The 21362-nt window shown below is 71.5% G+C and carries 18 protein-coding genes and 1 pseudogene; 9 read left to right on the forward strand and 10 right to left on the reverse strand.

What is annotated here, in order from left to right:
• Window positions 1–13: 13 nt before the first annotated feature.
• From QQM72_RS32050 to QQM72_RS32085, 8 genes are all read right to left on the reverse strand, one after another.
• On the reverse strand, window positions 14–631 hold the full coding sequence (locus QQM72_RS32050; protein WP_314224335.1) for a GTP-binding protein: 618 nt from the start codon (window positions 629–631) through the stop codon (window positions 14–16).
• Window positions 618–974, reverse strand: coding sequence for a DUF742 domain-containing protein (locus QQM72_RS32055; RefSeq protein ID WP_267021273.1), 357 nt, complete (start codon window positions 972–974; stop codon window positions 618–620). The genes QQM72_RS32050 and QQM72_RS32055 overlap by 14 nt, the downstream gene beginning before the upstream one ends.
• 1 nt (window position 975) lies before the next feature.
• Window positions 976–1410, reverse strand: coding sequence for a roadblock/LC7 domain-containing protein (locus QQM72_RS32060; RefSeq protein ID WP_020125285.1), 435 nt, complete (start codon window positions 1408–1410; stop codon window positions 976–978).
• Window positions 1411–1421: 11 nt separating this feature from the next.
• Window positions 1422–4112: a sensor histidine kinase gene (locus QQM72_RS32065; protein WP_314224336.1), complete on the reverse strand. Its 2691-nt coding sequence runs from the start codon at window positions 4110–4112 to the stop codon at window positions 1422–1424.
• 61 nt (window positions 4113–4173) lie between these two features.
• Entirely contained in the window at window positions 4174–5190 is a 1017-nt protein-coding gene (locus QQM72_RS32070; RefSeq protein WP_314224337.1) for a substrate-binding domain-containing protein, read from the reverse strand.
• A gap of 385 nt (window positions 5191–5575) precedes the next feature.
• The gene (locus tag QQM72_RS32075; RefSeq protein WP_314224338.1) at window positions 5576–6568 is read right to left on the reverse strand and encodes a sporulation protein; all 993 of its coding nucleotides are present in this window, start codon (window positions 6566–6568) and stop codon (window positions 5576–5578) included.
• A gap of 240 nt (window positions 6569–6808) precedes the next feature.
• Entirely contained in the window at window positions 6809–7270 is a 462-nt protein-coding gene (locus QQM72_RS32080) for a DUF6114 domain-containing protein (protein WP_314224339.1), read from the reverse strand.
• Window positions 7270–7935 (reverse strand): DUF6230 family protein, encoded by a 666-nt coding sequence (locus QQM72_RS32085; protein WP_020125291.1) that lies wholly within the window; start codon window positions 7933–7935, stop codon window positions 7270–7272. Before QQM72_RS32085 ends, QQM72_RS32080 begins: the two co-directional genes overlap by 1 nt.
• Before the next feature lie 686 nt (window positions 7936–8621).
• Here QQM72_RS32085 and QQM72_RS32090 point away from each other — a divergent pair.
• The gene (locus QQM72_RS32090; protein WP_314224425.1) at window positions 8622–9257 is read left to right on the forward strand and encodes a Tat pathway signal sequence domain protein; all 636 of its coding nucleotides are present in this window, start codon (window positions 8622–8624) and stop codon (window positions 9255–9257) included.
• Between the two features lie 76 nt (window positions 9258–9333).
• On the opposite strand, the gene QQM72_RS32095 is transcribed toward QQM72_RS32090, so the two are convergent.
• Window positions 9334–10269, reverse strand: a complete 936-nt coding sequence (locus tag QQM72_RS32095; RefSeq protein WP_314224340.1) for a lytic polysaccharide monooxygenase auxiliary activity family 9 protein — start codon at window positions 10267–10269, stop codon at window positions 9334–9336.
• Window positions 10270–10635: 366 nt separating this feature from the next.
• Here QQM72_RS32095 and QQM72_RS32100 point away from each other — a divergent pair, with 366 nt between their 5' ends.
• From QQM72_RS32100 to cyc2, 4 genes are all read left to right on the forward strand, one after another.
• Window positions 10636–12444, forward strand: coding sequence for a S8 family peptidase (locus tag QQM72_RS32100; protein ID WP_314224341.1), 1809 nt, complete (start codon window positions 10636–10638; stop codon window positions 12442–12444).
• A gap of 595 nt (window positions 12445–13039) precedes the next feature.
• Window positions 13040–13690, forward strand: a complete 651-nt coding sequence (locus QQM72_RS32105; protein ID WP_314224342.1) for a ScbR family autoregulator-binding transcription factor — start codon at window positions 13040–13042, stop codon at window positions 13688–13690.
• 75 nt (window positions 13691–13765) lie between these two features.
• A complete protein-coding gene (locus QQM72_RS32110; protein ID WP_314224343.1) occupies window positions 13766–15058 on the forward strand; it encodes a damage-control phosphatase ARMT1 family protein in 1293 nt (430 codons plus the stop codon).
• Between the two features lie 284 nt (window positions 15059–15342).
• Window positions 15343–17556, forward strand: coding sequence for a germacradienol/geosmin synthase Cyc2 (gene cyc2, locus QQM72_RS32115; RefSeq protein ID WP_314224344.1), 2214 nt, complete (start codon window positions 15343–15345; stop codon window positions 17554–17556).
• Here cyc2 and QQM72_RS32120 read toward each other — a convergent pair.
• A pseudogene (locus QQM72_RS32120) lies at window positions 17454–17770 on the reverse strand (hypothetical protein); the annotation flags it as partial. The gene cyc2 and the pseudogene QQM72_RS32120 sit on opposite strands and share 103 nt — an antisense overlap.
• Between QQM72_RS32120 and QQM72_RS32125 the strand changes: the two are divergent.
• The 4 genes from QQM72_RS32125 (at window position 17714) to QQM72_RS32140 (ending at window position 21315) form a co-directional block, all read left to right on the forward strand.
• Entirely contained in the window at window positions 17714–17869 is a 156-nt protein-coding gene (locus tag QQM72_RS32125) for a hypothetical protein (RefSeq protein ID WP_314224432.1), read from the forward strand. The pseudogene QQM72_RS32120 and the gene QQM72_RS32125 sit on opposite strands and share 57 nt — an antisense overlap.
• 107 nt (window positions 17870–17976) lie before the next feature.
• Window positions 17977–18603, forward strand: a complete 627-nt coding sequence (locus tag QQM72_RS32130; protein ID WP_314224345.1) for a PDZ domain-containing protein — start codon at window positions 17977–17979, stop codon at window positions 18601–18603.
• A 566-nt stretch (window positions 18604–19169) separates the two neighbouring features.
• Window positions 19170–20297, forward strand: coding sequence for an aminopeptidase P family protein (locus QQM72_RS32135; protein WP_314224426.1), 1128 nt, complete (start codon window positions 19170–19172; stop codon window positions 20295–20297).
• 49 nt (window positions 20298–20346) lie between these two features.
• A complete protein-coding gene (locus QQM72_RS32140) occupies window positions 20347–21315 on the forward strand; it encodes an aminoglycoside phosphotransferase family protein (protein WP_314224346.1) in 969 nt (322 codons plus the stop codon).
• Window positions 21316–21362 lie beyond the last annotated feature (47 nt).

A 21362-nucleotide genomic window follows, 5' to 3' on the forward strand; every position in this document is an offset into this window, starting at 1 on the left:
CGCGGGCGGTCGATCAGTGTGCCGGGCTCGGCTGGAGTGTGACGTCCTCGATCAGCCGGTCGATCAGAGCGATCAGTACGTCCCGGCACGAGTCGCGCTCGCGCGCGTCGCACAGCAACACGGGAACGTGTGCCGGCAACGCCAGCGACTCCTTGATCTCCTCCGTCGGATACGGGTGCAACCCGTGGAATCCGTTTACCGCAACGACGAACGGGATGCCCCGGCGCTCGAAGAAGTCGATCGCGGCGAAGCTGGACTCCGGCCTGCGCACATCGATGAGCACCACCGCCCCCAGGGCCCCGATCGCCAGGTCGTTCCACATGAACCAGAACCGCTGCTGACCGGGCGTGCCGAAGAGATACAGCACCAGATCGTCGCCGATGGTGATCCGCCCGAAGTCCAGGGCCACGGTGGTGGACCGCTTCTCCTCGATGCCCCTGAGGTCGTCCACCTCCAGCCCGGCGACGGTCAGTGGCTCCTCCGTGCGCAACGGCGCGATCTCACTGACCGACCCGACCATGGTGGTCTTTCCGACGCCGAAGCCGCCGGCGATGAGGATCTTCACCGCGTCGGGTGCCGCGGCCGGCCCGGGGCCGAGGGCGGTGGGAGCGGTGGAATCAGATCCGGCCAAGGCCGTCCCTCACTTTCTCCAGCAGATCGAGATCCGGGGTGCCCGTGACGGAACGGGGCGGCCGGGCCGTGATCAGGCCCGCTTCCAGCAGGTCGCAGAGCATGATGACGACCACGCTCACCGGCAGGTCGAGATGGGCCGCGAGTTCCGCCACGGCGAGCGGCCGGGCGCACAGCCGCAGGATCCGGGTGTGCTCCGGCTGCGGCCGCGCGGCCCGCTCGGGCGGCGGGTCGACCGCGGTCACCGTGGTGATGAGCGTGAAGTCGGCACGGCTGGGCCGGGTCCGGCCACCGGTGAGGGTGAACGGCCTGACGAGTCTGCCCGCTTCGTCGCCTCCGCTCACCTCACCCGCCGTTGGTGCGGACGGCGGGACCGACATGGGCCCGCGGTGCCGCGCTGAGGTGCTCGCCGATCTTCTTCACCAGCATGTTCATCTGGTACGCCACCACGCCGACGTCCGCGTTCTTCCCCGCCAGTACGACGAGATGGGCCCCCGGGCCGGCCGAGGTCAGGATCAGGTAGCTGTTGGCCATCTCGATGAGCGCCTGGCGCACCGGACCGCCGCGGAAATCCATGCTGACGCCCTTGCTGAGACTCATCAGGCCGGACGCGGTCGCCGCGAGCCGTTCGGCGTCCTCCCGCAGGAAACCGGTGGACTTGCTCACCACCAGCCCGTCCTCGGAGAGTACGACGGCCTGGTTCACGTCGGCGACCCGGTCCACGAGACCGGTGAGGAGCTGGTCGAGCTGGGTGTTCGTGCCGGGGATGGAGCGTGTCATCGCGAAGTCCTTCATGAGCGGTCGGCGGGCGGTGTCGGGGTCTGGGAGGTGCTCGCGGCGGTGACCGGCGGGCCGGGGGCCTCCTCGGTGGATGTTTCCTGCGGGTCGTCGGGCCACAGGTCGGCGTCGGCGTGTGCTCGCAGCGTGCCTCGCTGGAAACCGGCGAGGGAAGAGGCCGCGCGCTCCGCGGTGAAGTCGTCCGGGTAACCGTCTTCCTCGACGGCCGCGGTGGACGTGGAGTCCTCGCGCAACTCGGTGGCGAGGCTGGTCTGCGGGACCCTGCGGGGCAACGGGGTGAGACCTTCGGGCCGCGCGGCCGTACCCGGGGTCCGGGCCGTGGCGGTCGCCACCCCGCCCGCCCGGAGCCCCCCACGGCCCGCTGCGTCCGACGCGGCGGGCCCGGGGGCGGACGCACCGGCCGGGGCCGTCACGCCGTCCGCGGGAAGGGGAGAGTCGCCCGCCGGGGACGCGACGTCCGTCGAGGACGGGGATTCGGCCGGGACGGGCGAGTCCGGCGCGAGGCCTTCCGAGACCGCTCTGCTCGGTGCCGGGTCCCGTCTACCGGCCGATGGGGCCGACGAGTCGGGTGCCGCAGCGCGGGCGGTTGCGGGCGAGGGCGACGCAGCCGATTCGGTGCCCGACCGGCTGTGCTCCCGCGCCGCGTCCGGTGTGTCCCGCGCAGGTGACGGGAGGTCCGCGGCCGGGGAGGGGGATCCGGCGGTCGCCGGCCCGGTCGGGTCCTCGGCCGCCGGGGCCGGCTGACCGGGGGCCTCGCGGACCACGATGTCGTGCGGGACCAGCACGATCGCCGTGGTCCCGCCGTACGGTGACGAGCGCAGGGTGACGGCGATGTCGTGCCGGGTCGCCAGCTGGGCGATCACGAACATGCCCAGCCGCAGGTCGTCGGCGAGCGCCACCACGTCGAACTGGGGCGGGACCGCCAACTGCGCGTTGAACGAGGCGTAGTCCTCCTCGGACATGCCGAGGCCCCGGTCCTCGACCTCGATCGCCAGGCCTCTGGCCACCAGAGCGGCCCGTACGCCGACCGGGCTGGGGGCCGGCGAGTAGGACGTCGCGTTGTCGATCAGCTCGGCGAGCAGATGGATCACGTCCGCCACGGCGGGTGGCGCGATGTACACGTCCTCCTCGGTGTGCACCTCGGCCCGCCGGTACTCGGCGACCTCTCCGACGGCGCTGCGCAGGATGTCCATCAGCGCCACCGGCTCCGTCCAGCTGCGCCCCGGCCGGCCACCGCTGATGATGACGAGGTTCTCCTCATAGCGACGCAACTGGCTTGCCGTGGAGTCCAGTTCGTAGAGTCCGTTGAGGACGTCCGGGTCCTGGTGCCGTCGCTCCAGTGTGTCGAGCTTGCTGAGCTGCAGGTTGACCAGGTTCTGGCTCTGGCGGGCGATGCCCAGGATGACCTTCTGGAAACCGCGCCGGGTGTCGGCGAGTTCGACCGCGGTGTGCACGGCGGTGCGCTGCGCGGTGTTGAACGCCGCTGCCACCTGGCCGAGTTCGTCGCCGCCGTAGTCCAGGGGAGGGGCCGCCGAGTCCACGTCCACGGTCTCGCCCCGGTCCAGCCGGGCCACGACGTCCGGGAGCCGTTCGTGCGCCAGGCTCAGCGTGGCCATCCGCAGCCCGTGCAGCCGCCGGGACAGCGAGCGGGTGATACGCCAGGACATGCCGACGCACAGCAGCAGGGCGACGAGACCGCCGGCGCTGAGCGAGGCGGCCGTGATGAGCAGCTCGCGCGCCTCGTCCGCGCTGTGCTGGAGCAGCGCCGTGGTCTGCAGCCGGATCAGCCCCGAGTACTGGTCGGAGACGTCGATGAGCGCGGCACGCCATTGCTTCTGCACGTCCGGCAACGCGATGTCACCGTTTTCGCCCTGTTTCGCGCGGGCCGCGAGCACCTTGTCCTCCACGGACTCCAGGATCTGCCACTGGTAGCTCGTCAGGATCTTCTCGGTCTGCGTCTTCGCGGTGCCGGTGAGTGAGGGGACGATCTGGTCCTGCACGAGCCAGCGCCGGGTGTTCACCAACTGGGCGAACTCCGCCCAGGTCTTCTCGTCCATCCGCTGCCGGGGCCCGGCGAGCGTGATCTGGAGGTCCTCCTCGGAGACCAGTTCGGCAGCGTGCTCCAGGGCGACGAGCGGTCCGGCCTGCGAGGTGAGGTCGCCGTCGTCGACCTGGGACAGCTCCTGGAAGGCGTGGATCTGGTCGTCGATGATCGACGTGTACTGGTCCAGTGCCTGGGCGGCGGTGATGTCGACGGGGTCGTCCACCTGGCCCCGGTAGTACTCCAGGCTGCCCACGGAGGCGACGACCGAGTACATCCGGTCCCTGACGCGGTCGGACGCCTGCTGGATGTCGTCCGACCGGGCGACGAGCTTGGCGACCGCCGCGTCCGTCTTCTCGCGCTGTGCCTCCAGCGCGGCCCGGGAGCCGGCGGGCCGCGAGGCCAGCCACACGGCGGACAGGCTGCGCTCCCGCTGGAGCATGAGCGTCGCCTCGGTGCCCATGGCACCGGTCGACCGGCTCAGTTCGGTCTGCGCGCGCAGTCGCAGCCCCTCCGCGAACATCTGGGTCGTCGTCACACCCCACATGGCGGCGAGGGTGACGCTGGGCACCAGGGCCAGCAGGATCAGCGAGAGACGTATGGAGCCGAGACGTCGGCGCCGGGCACCTGTCCGTGGAGACATAGTCGTCCTAGAGCGATCAGCGGGGGAGGGGGAGGAGCGGGGGCCAGGGGAAACGGTTCGGTCAGCGGGTGCCGGCGGCGGCGAAGCGGGCGACCTCGGCGACGTTGGTCTTCGTGACGAAGGCCGGACCCGTCAGCACGGGCGACACCCCGCCGCCGCTGAGGTTGCCGTTGGTCTTGTGGAGCCAGAGCCCGTCGACGGCCAGGTAACCCTGAAGATAGGGCTGTTGATCCACCGCGAACTGAACGCTGCCGTCACGGACGGCTGTGACCAGGTCCTTGTTGAGGTCGAAGGTGGCGACCTTGGCCTTGCTGCCGGCCTTCCCGGTCGCCTGCACCGCGGCGAGGGCGAACTGCGCGCCGTTGGCGATGACTTCGTCGATGTCGGGTTCCTGCCGCAGTCGTGCCGCGACGGCGGCGGTCATGGCGTCCATGTCCGTGCCGTCGACGTAGAGCATCTCGGTCTCGCCGGTGAACGTCTTCTTCACGCCCGCGCAGCGCGCCTCCAGGGCGATGTTGCCCCGTTCGTGGATGACGCACAGGGCGTGCTTGGCGCCGAGGCCGTCGAGTTTGTCGCCGACGGCGCGGCCCGCGACGCTCTCGTCCTGGCCGAAGTACTCCAGAAGTCCCGCCGAACGCCACGCGTCGATACCCGAGTTGAGTCCGACCACGGGTATGCCGGCCGCCTTGGCCCGGGCCACCGGATTCTTCATGGCCTGTGGTTTGGCGAGGGTCACCGCGATGCCGTCGACCCGGTCGCTGATCGCGTCCCGCACCAGCTCGGCCTGGCCGGCGGCGTCGGGGTCGCTGGCGTAGGTCAGGTCGACGCCGTCCTTGGCGGCCGCGGCTTCGGCGCCCTTGCGTACCAGCTCCCAGAAGTCGTCGCCCTCGGCGCCGTGGGTGACCAGGGTGATCTTGATGCGGTCGGCCGAGCCGCCGGCCGCGTCCATGTCCGAACCGGACGACGTGGTGCCGGAGCAGCCGGTCAGCAGGAGGAGGCAGCAGGCCGCGGCCAGGGCGCTGAGGCGTACGGGTCCGAGGGGAGCGGGAGCGGAGGGAGCGGGGAGGGGAGTGTTCATGGGGGGCTGCACCTCGCTGTGCGGCAGAGCAGGGAGGACGGGGCGAGCGTCGCCGGAGCGAGGGGTGTGCACCGGCGAGAGGCATTCGTTGGCTCGGAGCCAACCGTGTGTGACCGCTGGGAGTCAAGTGAGCAACCACGTGGGGTGAGGCGCTGCTGCCGCATTGTGATCCGGGACCGTACGGCGAGGACCGAAAGGAGCATATCCGCAGTTGAATTGACTGATCGTCAATCCGTGTGCGTGGTTCGGGGATCGCGGGACACCGCCCCGTGCATCGCGATGTCCGCGTCCCTCGTCCCCGGTTCCCCGCCGGCTCTTTTCGCCCTGCTCCCGGCTCTCCTGGTCCGTCCGGTCCTCCCGGCTCTCCTGGTCCTCCTGGTACCTCCTAGTCCTCCTCGCTCTCCTCCGCTTCGTCTTCGTCCTCTCCCTCGAAGAAGTCACCGATCTCGTCGACCACTTCGGCCGTGACCATGCCGCCGACGAATCCCGCGCCCAGTCCCGCCGCGCCCGCCGCGCCCGCCGCGCCCGCACCCGGGCCGGAGCCGTGGACGGCGTAGTGGTCGGCATGCGGCGCGGAGTGGACGTACGCCTGCGCGCCGTACGCCTCCCGGTGCTCGGCCAGTCTGCGGATCCAGCCGTCGACCTCGCTGTTCCAGTCGAGGACGGGCACGTCCTCGTGGCGCACGGTGAAGCGGGTCAGCGCGTCATGGCCGGGGGTGAGCGGGCCGCCTCGCTTGTCGGCCTCCAGCACGACCTCCAGGCCGGACGCGGTGGTGAGGAAGGTCAGCTCGATCTCGCTCACCGTGTGCGCGTACCGCGGGGGCGGGGTGAGCTCGATCTCCTGGTAGAACGGCAGCCGTTGACCCGTGCCCCCGATACGGCCGTGCTCCAGGTCGGCGGAGCGGAAGCCGAACCCGAGCTGCCCGAGCGCTTCGAGGACCGCCTCCTGCACGGGCAGGGGACGGACGACGAGCGGGTCGAGGTCGCCCCGGTCGCGGGCGTCCGCCACCGCGAGCTCGGTGCGTACGCCGAGGACGACGCCCAGCGGCTGCCCGTACAGCTCGGTCACCGGCGTCTCCCAGGGCACCGTGACCGAGAACGGCACACTGCGTTCCTCGTCCGCATCGAGCAGGAAGCCCCCGCCGACGACATACCGCTCGAAGGCGACGGTGCCCTCGCTCTCGCCTTCCTCATGCTCCGCCTCGACGCGTGCCAGCAGCTCCAGGCCGATCTCCTCGATCTCCACGGCCGCGCCGCCGCCCCGCAGCCGGACCTGACCCGACAGTGCCCCACCGGGCATTACCGCCTCGCCGTCGAGCACCGTGTCCACCGAGGGGCCGCCTACGCCGATCGCCCCGAGCAGCCGTTTGAACACCATGCCGCTGTCGCTCCTTCACGCCGAACCCATTGCCTCGAACCCATTGCAGTGATCTTCCGCTGAACTCGTCGCGGCGGCAAAGAAGTTCCCAAGTCACTTGTTCGAATGACGTGCGGTGGCGGGGCGACGAAACCGGCGGGGCCGGGCGGCCTGCTGTGTGCAGGTCGTCCCGGCCCCGCCGGTGAAGTGACGTACGGCAGTGAGTCCCGTCCGCGCGTCAGGTCCGCGAAGGGCCGCGGGTCAGGCGGGCTTCCCCGCTCCGGGCAGCGGGCCGTCCTGCCGGACCGACTCGGCCGTCCGTTCCGTCAGCGTCTCCTTGCGCCGCTGCCGGCGGCTCTGGCGCGGTTCCTGGTCGGGCAGCCAGCCGAAGGACAGGCTGCTGCCCACGGCACCCATCAGAAGGCCGATGACGAAGCCGCCGATGTTGGAGGTGAGCCAGGTGCCCAGGGAGAGCAGGATGGCGATGATCGAGTAGAACAGCCGCTGGGTCGGGTTGAAGAGGATCAGCAGACCGCAGACCACCATCAGGGTGGGCAGCAGATAGCCCGCCAAGCCCTGCATACCGACATGAAGGATCACCGGGAGCGGCGCCTTCATGGTCACGAGTATCTCGGCGCCGCCCAGGACGAGCAGCACGCCGCCCGCGAAGGGCCGGTGGCCTCTCCACTCCCTGAAGCGGTCCCGCCACTGGGTGGAGGTCATTACTTGCAGCCCTCGCTCGAGAAGCTCATCTTCAGGCCGGGAAGCTTGAACACGGCGGCGGTGGCCGCGTAGTTGTGCTGATACAGGTTCTTGATGACGACCGTGTCGGCCTGCTGGCCGTAGACGCCCGCCGGACCCTGGATCGGGACCTTGTCGAAGGTGCTGGAGTCGCGGCCGATCTCGATGTTGTTGAACTCGGCGTCGCCCGAGATCTCGTCGGAGTCGATGGCCAGGTTCTTCACGCTCACCGGGGTGGATCCGCCGCCGGCCCTGAGGATGAGCTGGATGCCGCCGAGGTCGACGCTCTGGCACATGTTGGTGATCTTGCCGTTCTTCACGACCGAGGTGACGACCAGGACCTGGCCGCCGGTGTCGCCCTGGTTGGGGCTGTTCTCGATCATGTTGTCCAGGCCGCCGAACTGGGCGAACCCCTCACCGTCGAGCCGGTCGGCGGTGACGACGAAGGGCATCCCGGAGATCGCGAACTGGACGCCGAGGGCGCCCTGCGCGGTGAGGACCGCGAGCCCCGCGGCGATGAAGGTGGCGGGCACCGCCATGACGGCGGCCCGGCGCAGCCGGACCCGGCCGCGTCTCGCTGCGGAACCGCTTTCGGGGTTCTCGGGGGTGTGGTCGGCGGACGAATTGACGTCCGGGGACGAGGCCATGTCTGCTCCCATGCACTTGGTCATGCGGGTTGGGCTTCAGTGGCACGTTGTCCTGGCGCGGACAGCGGCTGCCGCGCACGCCCCCTCGCGACTCCCGGAAACCGCAAGGGCTTTCTGGTTACGCAGCAGTAGCCGACGAGGAAGTTACCGATGGTTACACCATCCGGTCAAGGGAGATGTGGAAAAAGAGTGTTCATTATGTGCCGCCCGCGGACCGTATGCCGCGTGTGCCTCCCGCATATATCTGTCGGACCGTCAACTTTGTTGCAGAGCCTTGACGTTGACTGACCATCAGGTCTACAACTCTCCCTGGCTCAGCCGGGATCCGTGGCGCCGGATCCGCAGCGCGGCGACACCGCCGCGCTCCCGGACGCTTTTCAGCCAGTACGGGCCACTCGGTCCCGAGCTCGATCCCCCTACGGCACCGGCACGGCCGCTTCCCCCGGCGGGCCGCGACCGGTCGCCCCTCCCCGCCCGGCCCGGTCGGAGTCACTCGCCAGTGCCTCCGACCGGTCACCGGCCGGCCGCCGTTGCCGGTCCGTCACGTACGGAGAAGGCGTCACGGGCCGGCGGCGGCGGACGCCGATCAGCGTCCCCCCTCTGTCGCGACCAGCGACGCGCCGGTTCATCCCCCACCAGCCAATCCCCCCAAAAAAAGCCCCACTTGAGAAAGAGGCACCCGCATGCTGCGCTCCCGCTCCCTCCTCGCCCTCGCAGGTACTGTCGCCGCCCTCTCGCTCACCGCCGTCACCCCGGCCTCCGCGGCCGGCGCGGTGCTGACCACCGCCAACGGCGACGTCGCCGTCGGTGACGTCCTCAACGCCTCCCTGGCCAGCGGCACGGCCGCCACGCTGTACTCCAGCGCGACCGGCACCAGCGGCGTCTCCTGTGCCGCGTCCGGGTTCAGCGCCACCGTCACCGACAACCCCGCCGCGCCCGGCACCGCCACCGAGTCGCTCACCGCGCACACCTTCGGCAGCTGCACCGCGAACGTCGTCGGCGTGCTCGGCGTCACCAGCATCACGGTCAACAACCTGTCCTACACCACGAGCGTCGCCTCCGACGGCACCGTCACCGTGACCCCGCCGAGCGGCTCCACCATCCAGACCACGGTCGTGCTGCGCACCCTGCTGGGCAGCATCAACTGCGTCTACCAGGCGCCCAGCCTGACCGGCTCGGCGAGCAACGCCGACAACAGCATCACCTTCACCAGCCAGCAGTTCACCAAGTCGTCCGGCTCGTCGCTCTGCTTCGCCAACGGCTTCTTCACCGCCAAGTACGCCCCGGTGACCGACGCGGGCGCGGCCGTCACCGTCAACTGAACACCGGCACCGACAACTGAACACCGTCCGCGCGGCTGATCGGTCGACGCGCAACTGAGCCCTGTGCGAACGGGGTTCAGCGTCGACGCAGACGCACGACGAGGGCGGCGCCGCCGGTGAGCACCAACACCGCCGCGGCGCCGCCCGCCAGCATGGGTGCGGACGGCCCGGAGCCGGCCCCGGTGGTGGACGCCACCGGAGTGCTCTCGGGACCGGCCGAGGCGGCCTGGGCGGGCGCGGCGCCGGACGCGGCCGCCACCGACGGAGCGGCGGACGGTGAGCTCGGCGTCGTGCGCGCGGACGCCGAGGGCGTGGCCGAAGCGGGCGTCTTCGCCGCCGGGCTGCTCTCCGGCTTGCTTTGTGAAACCGCTTCCGGGAACACCACGTCCGAACACGAGTAGTAGGTGTCCGGCGTGCTGCTGTTCTGCCAGATCGTGTAGAGCATCTGGCGTCCTGACCGGTCGGCCGGCAGCTTCGCCGTGAGGTGGTAGGCGCCGTCCGTCAGCGCGGGATCCTTGACCTCGGCGAACGGTTTCGTCGGCAGGTCGGACCAGGTGAGCGGCTTCGACGGGTCGTATCCCGGCTTCGTCAGATACAGCTTGAACGTGCCGGTGTGCGCGATCGTCGAGGCGTACGTCATGCGCAGTGTCCCGCCCGGGGTGAGCCGGGTCGACGGCCAGTCGGCGCGGGCGAGGTCGAGTCCCTTGTACGCGGACAGGCCACCGCTGCACAACTGTCCGTCGGGGATGGTCTGCCGGTCGCGGCCGTTCACGTTGGCCACCCGCAGGTTGTCCCACGCGGCGAAAGACGTGCCGTTTGCGTCGACGGCCGCCCGGCAGGCCGCGGTCAGCGCGTCGGCTCCGCCTTCGGGGGAGCAGGCGAACACCCGGCTGACCGGATTCGTGGGGGCGCCGTGCGCCTGGGCCGGTCCGGCGGCCCACAGGCCCAGCAGGAGCGGGCTCACGGCGGCGGTCGCCAGAGCTGCGGTGCGGTGTGCGGTCGTGCGGGGCATCGGGGACGTCTCCTCGGCCGGCGCGGGAACGGTCTGCAGTCAGTACGGGAATCCGGTCCGGCGCGTTCAGTGCGTCGTCCGACGGCTGTCACGCCGTACGGACACGATCAAATCGGGCGCCAGTTGGCCGATCTGTTGCGTCGAGGGTTTGTTTTTGGCCGGATCAAGGGTTTCCCCTGTATCCGGATGACTGATCCTTTGCCTATCGTTCCTGCACAGCCGACCCACAGGTAACCCCGACGGGGTCGGTTCCCGCGCCTGGCCGGCCTTTCGCGCTGCTCTTCGATGCACCCCCCGCCGCTTCCCCTCCGAAGCGAATCGACCGCCGCTCCGCCCTGCCCGGAGTCGGTTACGAAAGGCACGCCCTTGCGCACCTCACCCGTCCTGAGACGGAAACTGATATCCGTCGCCGCGGCCTCCGCGGCCCTGCTCACCGCCGCTTCGACGGCCTCGGCCGTCGCCGCCCAGGAAACCGTTTCCCAGGGTTCCGCCGTCCCCGCCGCCCAGACCGAGGCCGCGCCCGGCATCCCTGCCGAGCGCCTCATCGTCGGTTACAAGTCCGGTGCCGCCGAGGCCAGGTCGAACCCGGCCGCCGAGGCCGACGCCGCCGCCAAGGGTGAGAAGACCGGCGAGGACGTCGACTTCCGGCGCCGCCTCGGCACCGGCGCCGCCCTGGTCGACCTGGGCGACGACCTCACGAAGGCGGATGTCGCCGACGTGGTCGCCCAGTACCGGGCGGACCCGCAGGTCGCCTATGTCGTCCCGGACCGGCTGAACAAGCCGAAGGCCGACCCGAACGACACCGAGTACACCAAGCAGTGGGACCTCTTCGAGTCCACCGCCGGTATGAACGTGCCGGGCGCCTGGACCACTTCGACGGGCACCGGTGTCACCGTCGCCGTCATCGACACCGGTTACGTCGCGCACACCGACCTCGCCGCGAACATCGTCGGCGGCTACGACTTCATCGCCGACACCGCGGTCTCCGTCGACGGCGACGGCCGCGACAGCAACCCGGCCGACCCGGGCGACTACTACGCCGCGGGCGAGTGCGGCTCGGGCGTCCCGGCGAGCAACTCCTCCTGGCACGGCACCCACGTGGCGGGCACCATCGCCGCCGTCACGAACAACAACAAGGGTGTCGCGGGCATCGCGTACGGTGCGAAGATCTCGCCGGTCCGGGTGCTCGGCAAGTGCGGCGGTTACGACTCCGACATCATCGACGCGATCACCTGGGCGTCCGGCGGCACCGTTTCCGGTGTTCCCGCCAACTCCAGCGTCGCCAAGGTCATCAACATGAGCCTGGGCGGCGACGGCGCCTGCACCTCGGCGACCCAGAGCGCCGTCACCGCCGCCGTGAACCGGGGCACGACCGTCGTGGTGGCCGCCGGCAACGAGAGCGACAACGTCGCGAACCACTCGCCGGGCAACTGCGACAACGTCATCTCGGTCGCGGCGACCAACCGCACCGGCGCCAAGGCGTCCTACTCCAACTACGGCTCCCTCGTGGACATCTCGGCGCCCGGCGGCCAGACCAGCACCGGCACCGCGAACGGCATCCTGTCCACCCTGAACTCCGGCACCAAGACGCCGTCGAGCGAGTCGTACGCCTACTACCAGGGCACCAGCATGGCCACCCCGCACATCGCGGGCCTGGTCGCGCTGGTCAAGTCGGCGAACTCCACGCTGACCCCCGCGCAGATCGAGGCGGCCATCAAGAACAACGCCCGCGCGCTGCCCGGCGCCTGCTCCGGTGGCTGCGGCGCGGGTCTGGCGGACGCGGCCAGGACGGTGCAGGCGGTGAGCGGCTCCGGCGGCTCCACGGGGGGCACCACCTTCACCAACACGACCGCGGTCGCGATCCCGGACAACGGATCCGCCGTCGAGTCCTCGATCGCCGTCAGCGGCCGCTCCGGAAATGCCCCGGCCGCCCTCAAGGTCGGCGTCGACATCACCCACACCTACCGCGGCGACCTGGTGATCGACCTCGTCGCGCCCGACGGCACCGCCTACCGGCTGAAGGCGGCGAGCTCCTCGGACTCCGCCGACAACGTCAGCACCACCTACTCGGTGAACGCCTCCGGTGAAACCGCCAACGGCACCTGGAAGCTGCGTGTCCAGGACACCGCGGCGCAGGACACCGGCAAGCTCAACAGCTGGCAGTTGACGTTCTGAGGCAACTCGCCTCTCGCCGCTTTCGACGACAGGGCGGGCCGACCGGTGTGGAGGGACACCGGCCGGCCCGCCCTCGTCTGTTCCGGCCTGTTTCCGGCGAGGCCCGTCTCGGCGTGTTTCAGCATGTTTTCGGCCTGTTTCCGTGCGGCGCCGTGGGCCGGCTCCGGTGCGATCGGCAAACTCCCCTCGGCGGCGATGGGTTACCTGTGTGTTTCCAGCCGTTTCCCCGGAAAACAAACCGGCCGCCTCGCACATGAATGCCGCCCGAGAGGTGTGCTCCGCAGGGTGCCGTGGAAGCCTCGGTATGCGGTTACACGTGTCGCTCGGGCGTTCCGGGACCCTGCCCGCAAGGCGCTCACAAGCGGAAACCGCACAGCCCGTCTCTTTTGAGTCAGGCTCGATTATGCCTCCGGTACGTTCTCTGTGGGAGGCTTCCCCGATAGTCCGGCGATGGCGTGCAAGTCGGTTGAGAGCAGGGGGCGTCGGCGGTCTGTCACTCCCGTGGCCACTACAGCCGTACCGTGAGCTATTGTGTACGGGGAGTAAGAAAAAACGGCATGACCCGTTCGTTACCGGCCCGGGAGAGTACCAGTCGATGGCGAGGCAGTTACGCGCCGAACAGACCCGCACGACGATCATCACGGCCGCCGCCGACCTGTTCGACCGGCACGGCTACGAGTCGACAAGCCTCAGTGACATCGTCGAGCACGCCCATGTCACCAAGGGCGCCCTCTACTTCCACTTCGCGGCGAAGGAGGATCTGGCGCACGCCATCATGGAGTTGCAGTCCTCGGCCTCACGCCGGATCGCCGGCGAGATCGACGACCGTGGCTACGCCTCGCTCGAAGCCCTGATGCGCCTGACGTTCGCCCTGACGCGGCTGTCGGTCGAAGGCCCGATCACCCGGGCCGGCCTGCGGCTCGCCACGGGGGGAGTGGCGGTCCGGCCGCCCTTGCCGCACCCCTTCGCGGAGTTGCTGGACCTGATCTCCCGGCGGCTCGGTGGCGCGCTCAAGGAGTCCGACATCCATCCGGACGTCGATGTCGACGTCGTGGCGCACTCCCTGGTCTGCTTCTTCGTCGGCACCCGGGTCGTCGGCCGCACCCGGGAACCCGTCGGCCGACTGCCCCGCCGGATGGCCGAGATGTGGCACGTCCTCATCCGCGGCCTGGTGCCGGTACCGCGCCGACCGCGCTATCTCAGCCTCGCGGCACGGCTGGAGCGGGAGATCATGGCGGTGGTGTGAGGGGCTCGTGGCGCGCGGCCGTGGTGCCGGTGACGGTCGGCCCGCGCGGTGCGCCCCCGGGATACGGTGAGCCGCATGTCCGACACCCCCGCGCCGCCCGTGATCCTCGGCGACGAACCCGGCTCGTTCCCCCACGGCGTCCTGGCCGAACGGCATCCGGCGATCATCCGGCAGGTGCGGGAGGCGTTCCCCTACGGTCCCGACATCCACCGGAGTCTGGACGCGCTGCTGGACAACTGCACCAAGGGCGTGATCGAACCGCTCTTTGCCGGCGCGCCCGACCGTGACCGGTGGCGGACCTGGGGTCTCGACGCGTACGTCGGCCGATCCTGGTTCGACGTCCCCTGGCTGTGGTCGGAGAGTTACTTCTATCGCCGACTCCTCGACACTGTCGGCTACTTCGGTCCTGGACCCTGGCGGGGCATCGACCCGTTCCGTCCCTTCAAGCTCGCCGAGCTCGACGCGCCCGAGACCGACGAGGAACTGGCCGTGCTCGACACCCTCGACGGCCGCCCGGTCGAGGAACGGGCCCGCGCGCTCCTGCACGGGTCCCTCTGGGGCAACCGTGCCGACCTCGGGTTCCGGCTGTCCGACGTGGAGGCGGAGAAGCGGGCCGCCGTGACGGGGTTGGTCGCCGACGACAGCGAGACGCTCTGGTCGCTGCTGCCGGTCGCGGACACGTATACGGATACAGGTACGGAAACCGGTTCCCGTACCGGTGCCGGTACATGGGCCGATACCGGCGCAGGCGCAGGCACCGGTACCAGTACAGGCACCAGCACCAGCAGCGGTGCAGGCACCCTGTGCCTGGTCGCCGACAACGCGGGTCGGGAGTTGATCCCGGATCTCCTCCTGGCCGCCCACCTGCTCGCGAGCGGGCGGTGCGGCCGCGTCGTCCTGCACGTCAAGCCGTACCCGTACTACGTCTCCGACGCCACCACGGCCGATGTCGTCGACGCGCTCAGGAAGCTGACGGCCGCGCGGGGGGCGGCCGCCGACTTCGGCCGGCGGCTCTGGGCGGCCATGGCCGACGGCACCCTCACGGTGCGGGCCCATCCCTTCTCCGCCGCCCCGTTGCCCTACGCCGCGATGCCGGACGACCTGCGGGCCGAGTTCGCCGCGGCCTCCCTGACGATCGTGAAGGGCGACCTCAACTACCGTCGTCTGGTCGGCGACAGCCGGTGGCGCCCGACCACCCCGTTCGCCGATGTCACCGCCTACTTCCCCGGCCCGGTCGCGGCGCTTCGCACCCTGAAGTCCGACGTGATCACCGGCCTGGAGGCCGGCACCGAGGCCGCCCTGGTCGCCGCCGAGGGGCAGCGCTGGCGCACCGGAGGAACGCACGCGCTGATCCAGGTACGGGAGTGACACCCGCGGGGCGGCCGCGCGAAGAGGTCGTCGGGGTTGCCGAGCAGGGCCCCGAGCGGGCACCGAACTGCCGGGCGAACGCGACCGGAGCGCCCGCCGTGGTCCCCCCGTGTCGACGGCGCTGACCGACGACATCGCCGACGATCGGGCAGGTGGCGGTGCGGGCCCCGGCGACGGATACGTCAAGTCCCGTGCGGTTCAGGGCTTCCCGCCCGATTCACGCGATGGTGTGATCATGTGTCGCCCCGCGGATGGCGGCACGGACCCCCGGGTAGGGCCCGGCCATGACGCAACCGTTCGAACTCCCGCACTTCTACATGCCGCACCCCGCGCGCCTGAACCCGCACGTCGAGGAGGCGCGGGCCCACTCGACGCAGTGGGCGCGCGACATGGGCATGCTGGAGGGGTCCGGGATCTGGGAGCAGGCCGACCTGGAGGCGCACGACTACGGCCTGCTCTGCGCCTACACCCACCCCGACTGCGACGGTCCCGCGCTGTCGCTGATCACCGACTGGTACGTGTGGGTGTTCTTCTTCGACGACCACTTCCTCGACATGTTCAAGCGCACCCCGGACCGGGCCGCCGGCAAGGCGCACCTGGACCGGCTGCCGCTGTTCATGCCGCTGGACCTGTCGACGCCCGTGCCCGAGCCGCGCAACCCGGTCGAGGCGGGCCTCGCCGACCTGTGGACGCGCACGGTGCCGGACATGTCGCTGGACTGGCGGCGTCGTTTCGCCGTGGCGACGGAGCACCTGCTCAACGAGTCGATGTGGGAGCTGTCCAACATCAACGAGGGGCGGATCGCCAACCCCGTCGAGTACATCGAGATGCGGCGCAAGGTGGGCGGCGCGCCCTGGTCGGCGGGGCTCGTGGAGTACGCGACCGCCGAAGTCCCCTCCGCCGTCGCCGGGTCGAGGCCGCTCAGGGTGCTGATGGAGACGTTCTCCGACGCCGTGCACCTGCGCAACGACCTGTTCTCCTACCAGCGCGAGGTGGAGGACGAGGGCGAGAACAGCAACGGCGTGCTCGTCCTGGAGACGTTCTTCGGCTGCACCACCCAGGAGGCCGCCGACACCGTCAACGACATCCTCACCTCCCGCCTCCACCAGTTCGAGCACACCGCGTTCACCGAAGTGCCCGCGGTGGCCCTGGAGAGGGGCCTCACGCCCGACGAGGTCCTCGCGGTCGCCGCGTACACCAAGGGCCTGCAGGACTGGCAGTCCGGCGGCCACGAGTGGCACATGCGCTCCAGCCGGTACATGAACAAGGGCGCCACCTCCGACGCGCCCTGGCAGCGGCTGACCGGTCCCGGCACCTCCGCCGCCGACGTCGGCGCGCTGCTCGCCTCGGCCGCCATGGGGGCGCCTCCCACGCCCTCCGGGCGGTGGGGGAGGCTGCGGGCGTACGCGCACGTGCCGCATCAGAAGGTCGGCCCGTCGCTGCTGCCCGACTTCCACATGCCCTTCCAGGTGGAGCTGAGCCCGCACCTGGAGGCGTGCCGCCCACGGCTGACGGCCTGGTCGCACCGGATGGGCATCCTGCAGGAGGGCGTCTGGGACGAGGACAAACTCGCCGCCTACGACCTCCCGCTGTGTTCGGCCGGCCTCGACCCGGACGCCACCGCGGAGGAACTCGACCTCAGCGCCCAGTGGCTCGCCTGGGGCACCTACGGCGACGACTACTACCCGCTCGTCTTCGGCAATCGCCGCGACCTGGCCGCCGCGCGCCTGACCACGGCCCGGCTGTCCGCCTGCATGCCCGTAGACGGCGAGGCGGCGCCCGTCGTCCCCGCCAACGCCATGGAACGCGGCCTGATCGACCTGTGGCTGCGCACCACCGCGGGCATGACCCCCGACCAGCGGCGCACCCTGCGCGAGGCGGTCGACGTCATGACCGAGAGCTGGGTGTGGGAGCTGTCCAACCAGCTCCAGAACCGCGTCCCCGACCCGGTCGACTACCTGGAGATGCGCCGCGCCACCTTCGGCTCCGACCTCACGCTGAGCCTGTGCCGTATGGGCCAGGGCCCCGCCGTGCCACCGGAGGTCTACCGCAGCGGTGTCGTCCGCGCGCTGGAGAACGCCGCCGTCGACTACGCGTGCCTCACCAACGACGTCTTCTCGTACCAGAAGGAGATCGAGTACGAGGGCGAGATGCACAACGCGATCCTCGTCGTGCAGAACTTCTTCGGCTGCGACTACCCGACCGGGCTCGGCATCGTCCATGACCTGATGACCCAGCGCATGCGGCAGTTCGAGCATGTCGTCGCGCACGAACTGCCGGTCCTCTACGACGACTTCGACCTCTCGCCCGAGGCACGCGAGGCGATGGGGCACTATGTCGCCGACCTTCAGAACTGGCTGGCCGGCATCCTGAACTGGCACCGCGAGGTCGACCGCTACAAGTCCGCGTACCTGGCCCGCCGCACCCACGGCTTCCTGCCGGACCTCGCGCCGCCGCCCGTCCCGCACCTGTCGGTCTCGGCGCTCTCCTCCGGCTGACGCTCCTTGCGGGAGGCGTGTTCGGCCGCGGTTCGCGCCGGTGCCCGGACGATCGGGTGCGGGCGCGAGCCGTCGCCGGACAGCTCCGGCTGGAAGAGGGAGGCCAGGAAGAAGGGGCGGCCCGGCAGTTCGCGATCCGCACCTGGCCGCTCTCGTCGTGGCCGGAGAATCGCGGGCCCCGGGCGCGCAGGGTGTCGAGGTGGCGGGAGGGGCCAACCGGCCTCGGGTCGTCCACCGGATCGAACTCGTGTACGCGGGTGCGCTGTCGGGTGCGGCCCGGACGCTGGTGGAGGCGCTGTCAACCGGCCCGTGACCTGCGGTGCGGCCGACCGGTACCGCTCCTGGACCTGGGTCAGTCTCACTCGTTCGTGGCTCGTGGTGCGCCGATGCGCCGGGTAGGGCACCAGCCGGAGGCGATCCATGGAACAGACAGCGTTGCGTCCCAAGCCCATGCCCGGATCCGAGCCCGGCGGCGGTGCCGGGCCGGGCGACCAGGGCCGGCGCCCGCACGCCGCGCGCCGCCGCGGCCGACGGCTGACGACCCTGCTGTTCGGCCTGTTCGCCGGCACCGTCCTGGTCCTGTCCGGCGTCGGACTCGGCACCGTGGGGGCGACCGTGATCGGCATGAGCAGACTGGCCGAGCTCCAGCGGCAGACCGGGCCGGGCGCACCGGGCGCCGCGCCCACGCCGGGCCGCCCGCGCTCGGCCACCCCGGACGGGGCGTCCGGTTCATTTGGTTCATCCGGTTCATCCGAGGCGGCCACCGCGTCCCCGCGCCCGCCGGACGCCACCCTGGGCCTGGAGGCCGTGGACGCGGAGGCGACCGGCGCCGAGATCGTCGCCGTCCACATCCCCGGCCCCGGCCACACCGCGGGTCTGGTCCGCGGCGACGTCCTGCTGAAGTTCGGCGGCACCAGGATCGACTCGGCGGCGGACCTCGCGCGGGCGGTCGACGAGGCCCGCCCCGGCAGGGAGGTCGCACTGACGGTGCGTCATCGAGGTGGTGGATACGGGAGGTTGACGGTGAGGCCCGGCGTCGTCACGTGAGCGGGTCCCGGCGCGGCCGCCCGCACCGCGGGACCGCCGGCCCTCGGCCCCGCCGGGCAGACCACCGGCCAGGACGGCCGCGACGAGGGTTCGGGCGCCCGGGAAGGCCGACAAGGCCGTCGAGCAGGGCGGCCGGGCCTCCTGCCGGCGCGGGCCGCTGCTGCACCCCGCCAACCCGAAGGCGGCCTTCTTCGCCCTGTCCTTCCTGGTCGCAGTCCGTGCCGGAGACCGCCCCGCACCTGCCGGCCACGGCGGGGCTCGCCGCGCTCCGGGCGGTCCACGAGGCCGGTCGCCACGGTCTGTACGTGTGGCTCGTGGGCCGGACGAGGGCCGTCCTGTCCCCGGCCGGGGCACGCCGCCGCCCGGAGCGGGTCTCCCGCGGCGTCCTGCCGCTCCTCGGCCCGCGGATGGCCCTGGACGGCCGAGACCCGGGCCTCACCCGCCCGAAACCCGTCGACCGGCTCGCGCGACCCCCGCCGTACGGGCAGGATGCTGCCCGTGGCCATCACGTCAGCGTCACCACGTCCGTCACACGTCACTCGCCACGTCCTGTCTGGGAGGCCCGGATGACCGGCACCGCCACCGCGCCCTTCACCGCCGACGACTACCGGGCCCGGATGGAGCGGGCCGCGCGCGAGGCCGCCGACGCCGGCCTCGCCGGACTCCTCGTGGCGCCCGGACCCGACCTCGTATGGCTCACCGGCTACGCGCCCCCCGCCGCCACCGAACGGCTCACCCTGCTCGTCCTCGCCCCCGGCCGGGACCCGGTCCTCGTCGTGCCGACGCTGGAGGCCCCCGACGCCGGCAAGGCGGCCGGCGCCCCGGCGCTCACCCTGCGGGACTGGACCGACGGCAAGGACCCCTACGCCGCCACCGCCGCCCTCCTCGACGAGGGCGGCCGTTTCGGGATCAGCGACAACGCCTGGGCGATGCACCTGCTGGGCCTGCAGAAGACCCTGCCCGCCACCTCCTACGCCTCGCTCACCGAGGCCCTGCCGATGCTGCGCGCCGTCAAGGACGCGGCGGAGCTGGAGCTGATGGCGGCCGCCGGAGCCGCCGCGGACCGGGCGTTCGAGGAGATCCGGAAGGCTCCCTTCGCCGGGCGCAGGGAGTCGGAGGTCGGCGCCGACCTCGCCGGGCTGCTGCGCCGGTACGGGCACTCCCAGGTCGACTTCACCATCGTCGCCTCCGGGCCGAACGGCGCCAACCCGCACCACGAGGTCGGCGACCGGGTCATCGAACGCGGCGACATGGTCGTCCTGGACTTCGGCGGCCTGAAGGACGGCTACGGCTCCGACACCTCGCGCACCGTGCACGTCGGCGAACCCACCGAGGAGGAGCGCCGGGTCCACGACCTCGTGCGCGAGGCCCAGGAGGCGGGCTTCCGGGCGGTCCGGCCGGGCGTCGCCTGCCAGGAGGTCGACCGGGCCGCCCGCGCGGTCATCGCGGACGCCGGCTACGGGGAGTACTTCATCCACCGCACCGGCCACGGCATCGGCGTCACCACGCACGAGCCGCCGTACATGATCGAGGGCGAGGAGCGGCCGCTCGTGCCCGGCATGTGCTTCTCCGTGGAGCCCGGGGTGTATCTGCCGGGCCGGTTCGGCGTGCGCATCGAGGACATCGTCACCGTCACCGAGGACGGCGGCCGCCGTCTCAACGACACCACCCGCGAGCTGGTCATAGTGGACTGACCCGCCTCCAGGAGTTCCCGGCACCCATCCGAACGGCAACGGCGCGACCATGACCCAGGCACCGACACCCACCGCGGACACCGTCCGCCGACTGGTCCGCGCGCTCCTCGACGAGGGCGGCGCGGGCGGCTCCGGGCCCGAGGTCCGGCCCGTGGCCGCGGGCGGCTCGCCCGCCACCTGGTGGGTCGGCACCCGTTACGTGCTGCGTCTCGCGACGGACCGTGAGACGTCCCTGCGCCGCCGCCGCGAACTGCGGCTGCGCGACCTCGTCCGCCCGCACGTTCCGGTCGCCGTACCCACCAGCGTCGCGCACGGCGAGTGGTCGCCCGGACTGATGTACACCCTCGACACCAAGGTGCCCGGCGGCACCGCCGAGGAGCACGACGTGTCGGCCGTCGGCGAGGCCGACCTCGCCGGACTGCTCCGGGGGCTGCGCGACGTGCCGCCCCGGCAGGCCGAGGCGCTCGGTGTGCCGCGCACCGCCCCGCGCTCGCTGGAGGCGCTGCGGCGGATGGCGGTGGCCGCCGCCGGACGCCTCGCCCGCGCCGACGAGTTCGACCCGGCCCGCCTCCACCAGCTCACCTCGACCGGCGCTGCCCAGCTCGCCGCCCAGCCCGGCACCGCCGTGCTCGTCCACCACGCCCTGCGGGGCGAGCACCTCGTGGTGAGCGCCGACGGCCGGGTGCGCGGTGTCCTCGACTGGACCGGCGCGGTCCTCGGGGATCCCGCCGAGGACATCGCCGGGCTCGCCCTCGCCGTCGGCTCCGGCGCCGCCGTCCGCGCCGCCACCCTCGCCGGTTACGGAGCCCGTCCTTGCCTGCGTGGCCTGTGGCTCGCCCGCTGCGACACCGTCGTCCGTCTCGCGGAACGCCTCGACCGCCGCACCACCGGCCCGCACGACGCCGAGGCGCTCACCCTCCCACGGGTCCGGCTGGGACGCGCCTGGGAGGCGATCCTGCTGGAGCGGGCGACGGAGTTCCGTGAGGAGAGCGAGGACGGGACGGACGAAGAGGAGTGAGGGGACCCGGGGAGAAAGGGCTGAGCGAAGAGACGGCGCTCTCTCCA

The sequence above is a fragment of the Streptomyces zaehneri genome, from assembly GCF_032248645.1.
Classification (GTDB): domain Bacteria; phylum Actinomycetota; class Actinomycetes; order Streptomycetales; family Streptomycetaceae; genus Streptomyces; species Streptomyces coriariae.

Bases quoted from the DNA above. Each gene is read 5' to 3' on its own strand.
- QQM72_RS32105 (WP_314224342.1), top strand. From the start codon at position 13,040: ATGGCGAGGCAGTTACGCGCCGAACAGACCCGCACGACGATCATCACG.
- QQM72_RS32085 (WP_020125291.1), bottom strand. From the start codon at position 7,935: ATGGCCTCGTCCCCGGACGTCAATTCGTCCGCCGACCACACCCCCGAG.
- QQM72_RS32110 (WP_314224343.1), top strand. From the start codon at position 13,766: ATGTCCGACACCCCCGCGCCGCCCGTGATCCTCGGCGACGAACCCGGC.
- QQM72_RS32135 (WP_314224426.1), top strand. From the start codon at position 19,170: ATGACCGGCACCGCCACCGCGCCCTTCACCGCCGACGACTACCGGGCC.
- QQM72_RS32075 (WP_314224338.1), bottom strand. From the start codon at position 6,568: ATGGTGTTCAAACGGCTGCTCGGGGCGATCGGCGTAGGCGGCCCCTCG.
- QQM72_RS32070 (WP_314224337.1), bottom strand. From the start codon at position 5,190: ATGAACACTCCCCTCCCCGCTCCCTCCGCTCCCGCTCCCCTCGGACCC.
- QQM72_RS32080 (WP_314224339.1), bottom strand. From the start codon at position 7,270: ATGACCTCCACCCAGTGGCGGGACCGCTTCAGGGAGTGGAGAGGCCAC.
- cyc2 (WP_314224344.1), top strand. From the start codon at position 15,343: ATGACGCAACCGTTCGAACTCCCGCACTTCTACATGCCGCACCCCGCG.
- QQM72_RS32095 (WP_314224340.1), bottom strand. From the start codon at position 10,269: ATGCCCCGCACGACCGCACACCGCACCGCAGCTCTGGCGACCGCCGCC.
- QQM72_RS32140 (WP_314224346.1), top strand. From the start codon at position 20,347: ATGACCCAGGCACCGACACCCACCGCGGACACCGTCCGCCGACTGGTC.
- QQM72_RS32130 (WP_314224345.1), top strand. From the start codon at position 17,977: ATGGAACAGACAGCGTTGCGTCCCAAGCCCATGCCCGGATCCGAGCCC.
- QQM72_RS32060 (WP_020125285.1), bottom strand. From the start codon at position 1,410: ATGACACGCTCCATCCCCGGCACGAACACCCAGCTCGACCAGCTCCTC.
- QQM72_RS32065 (WP_314224336.1), bottom strand. From the start codon at position 4,112: ATGTCTCCACGGACAGGTGCCCGGCGCCGACGTCTCGGCTCCATACGT.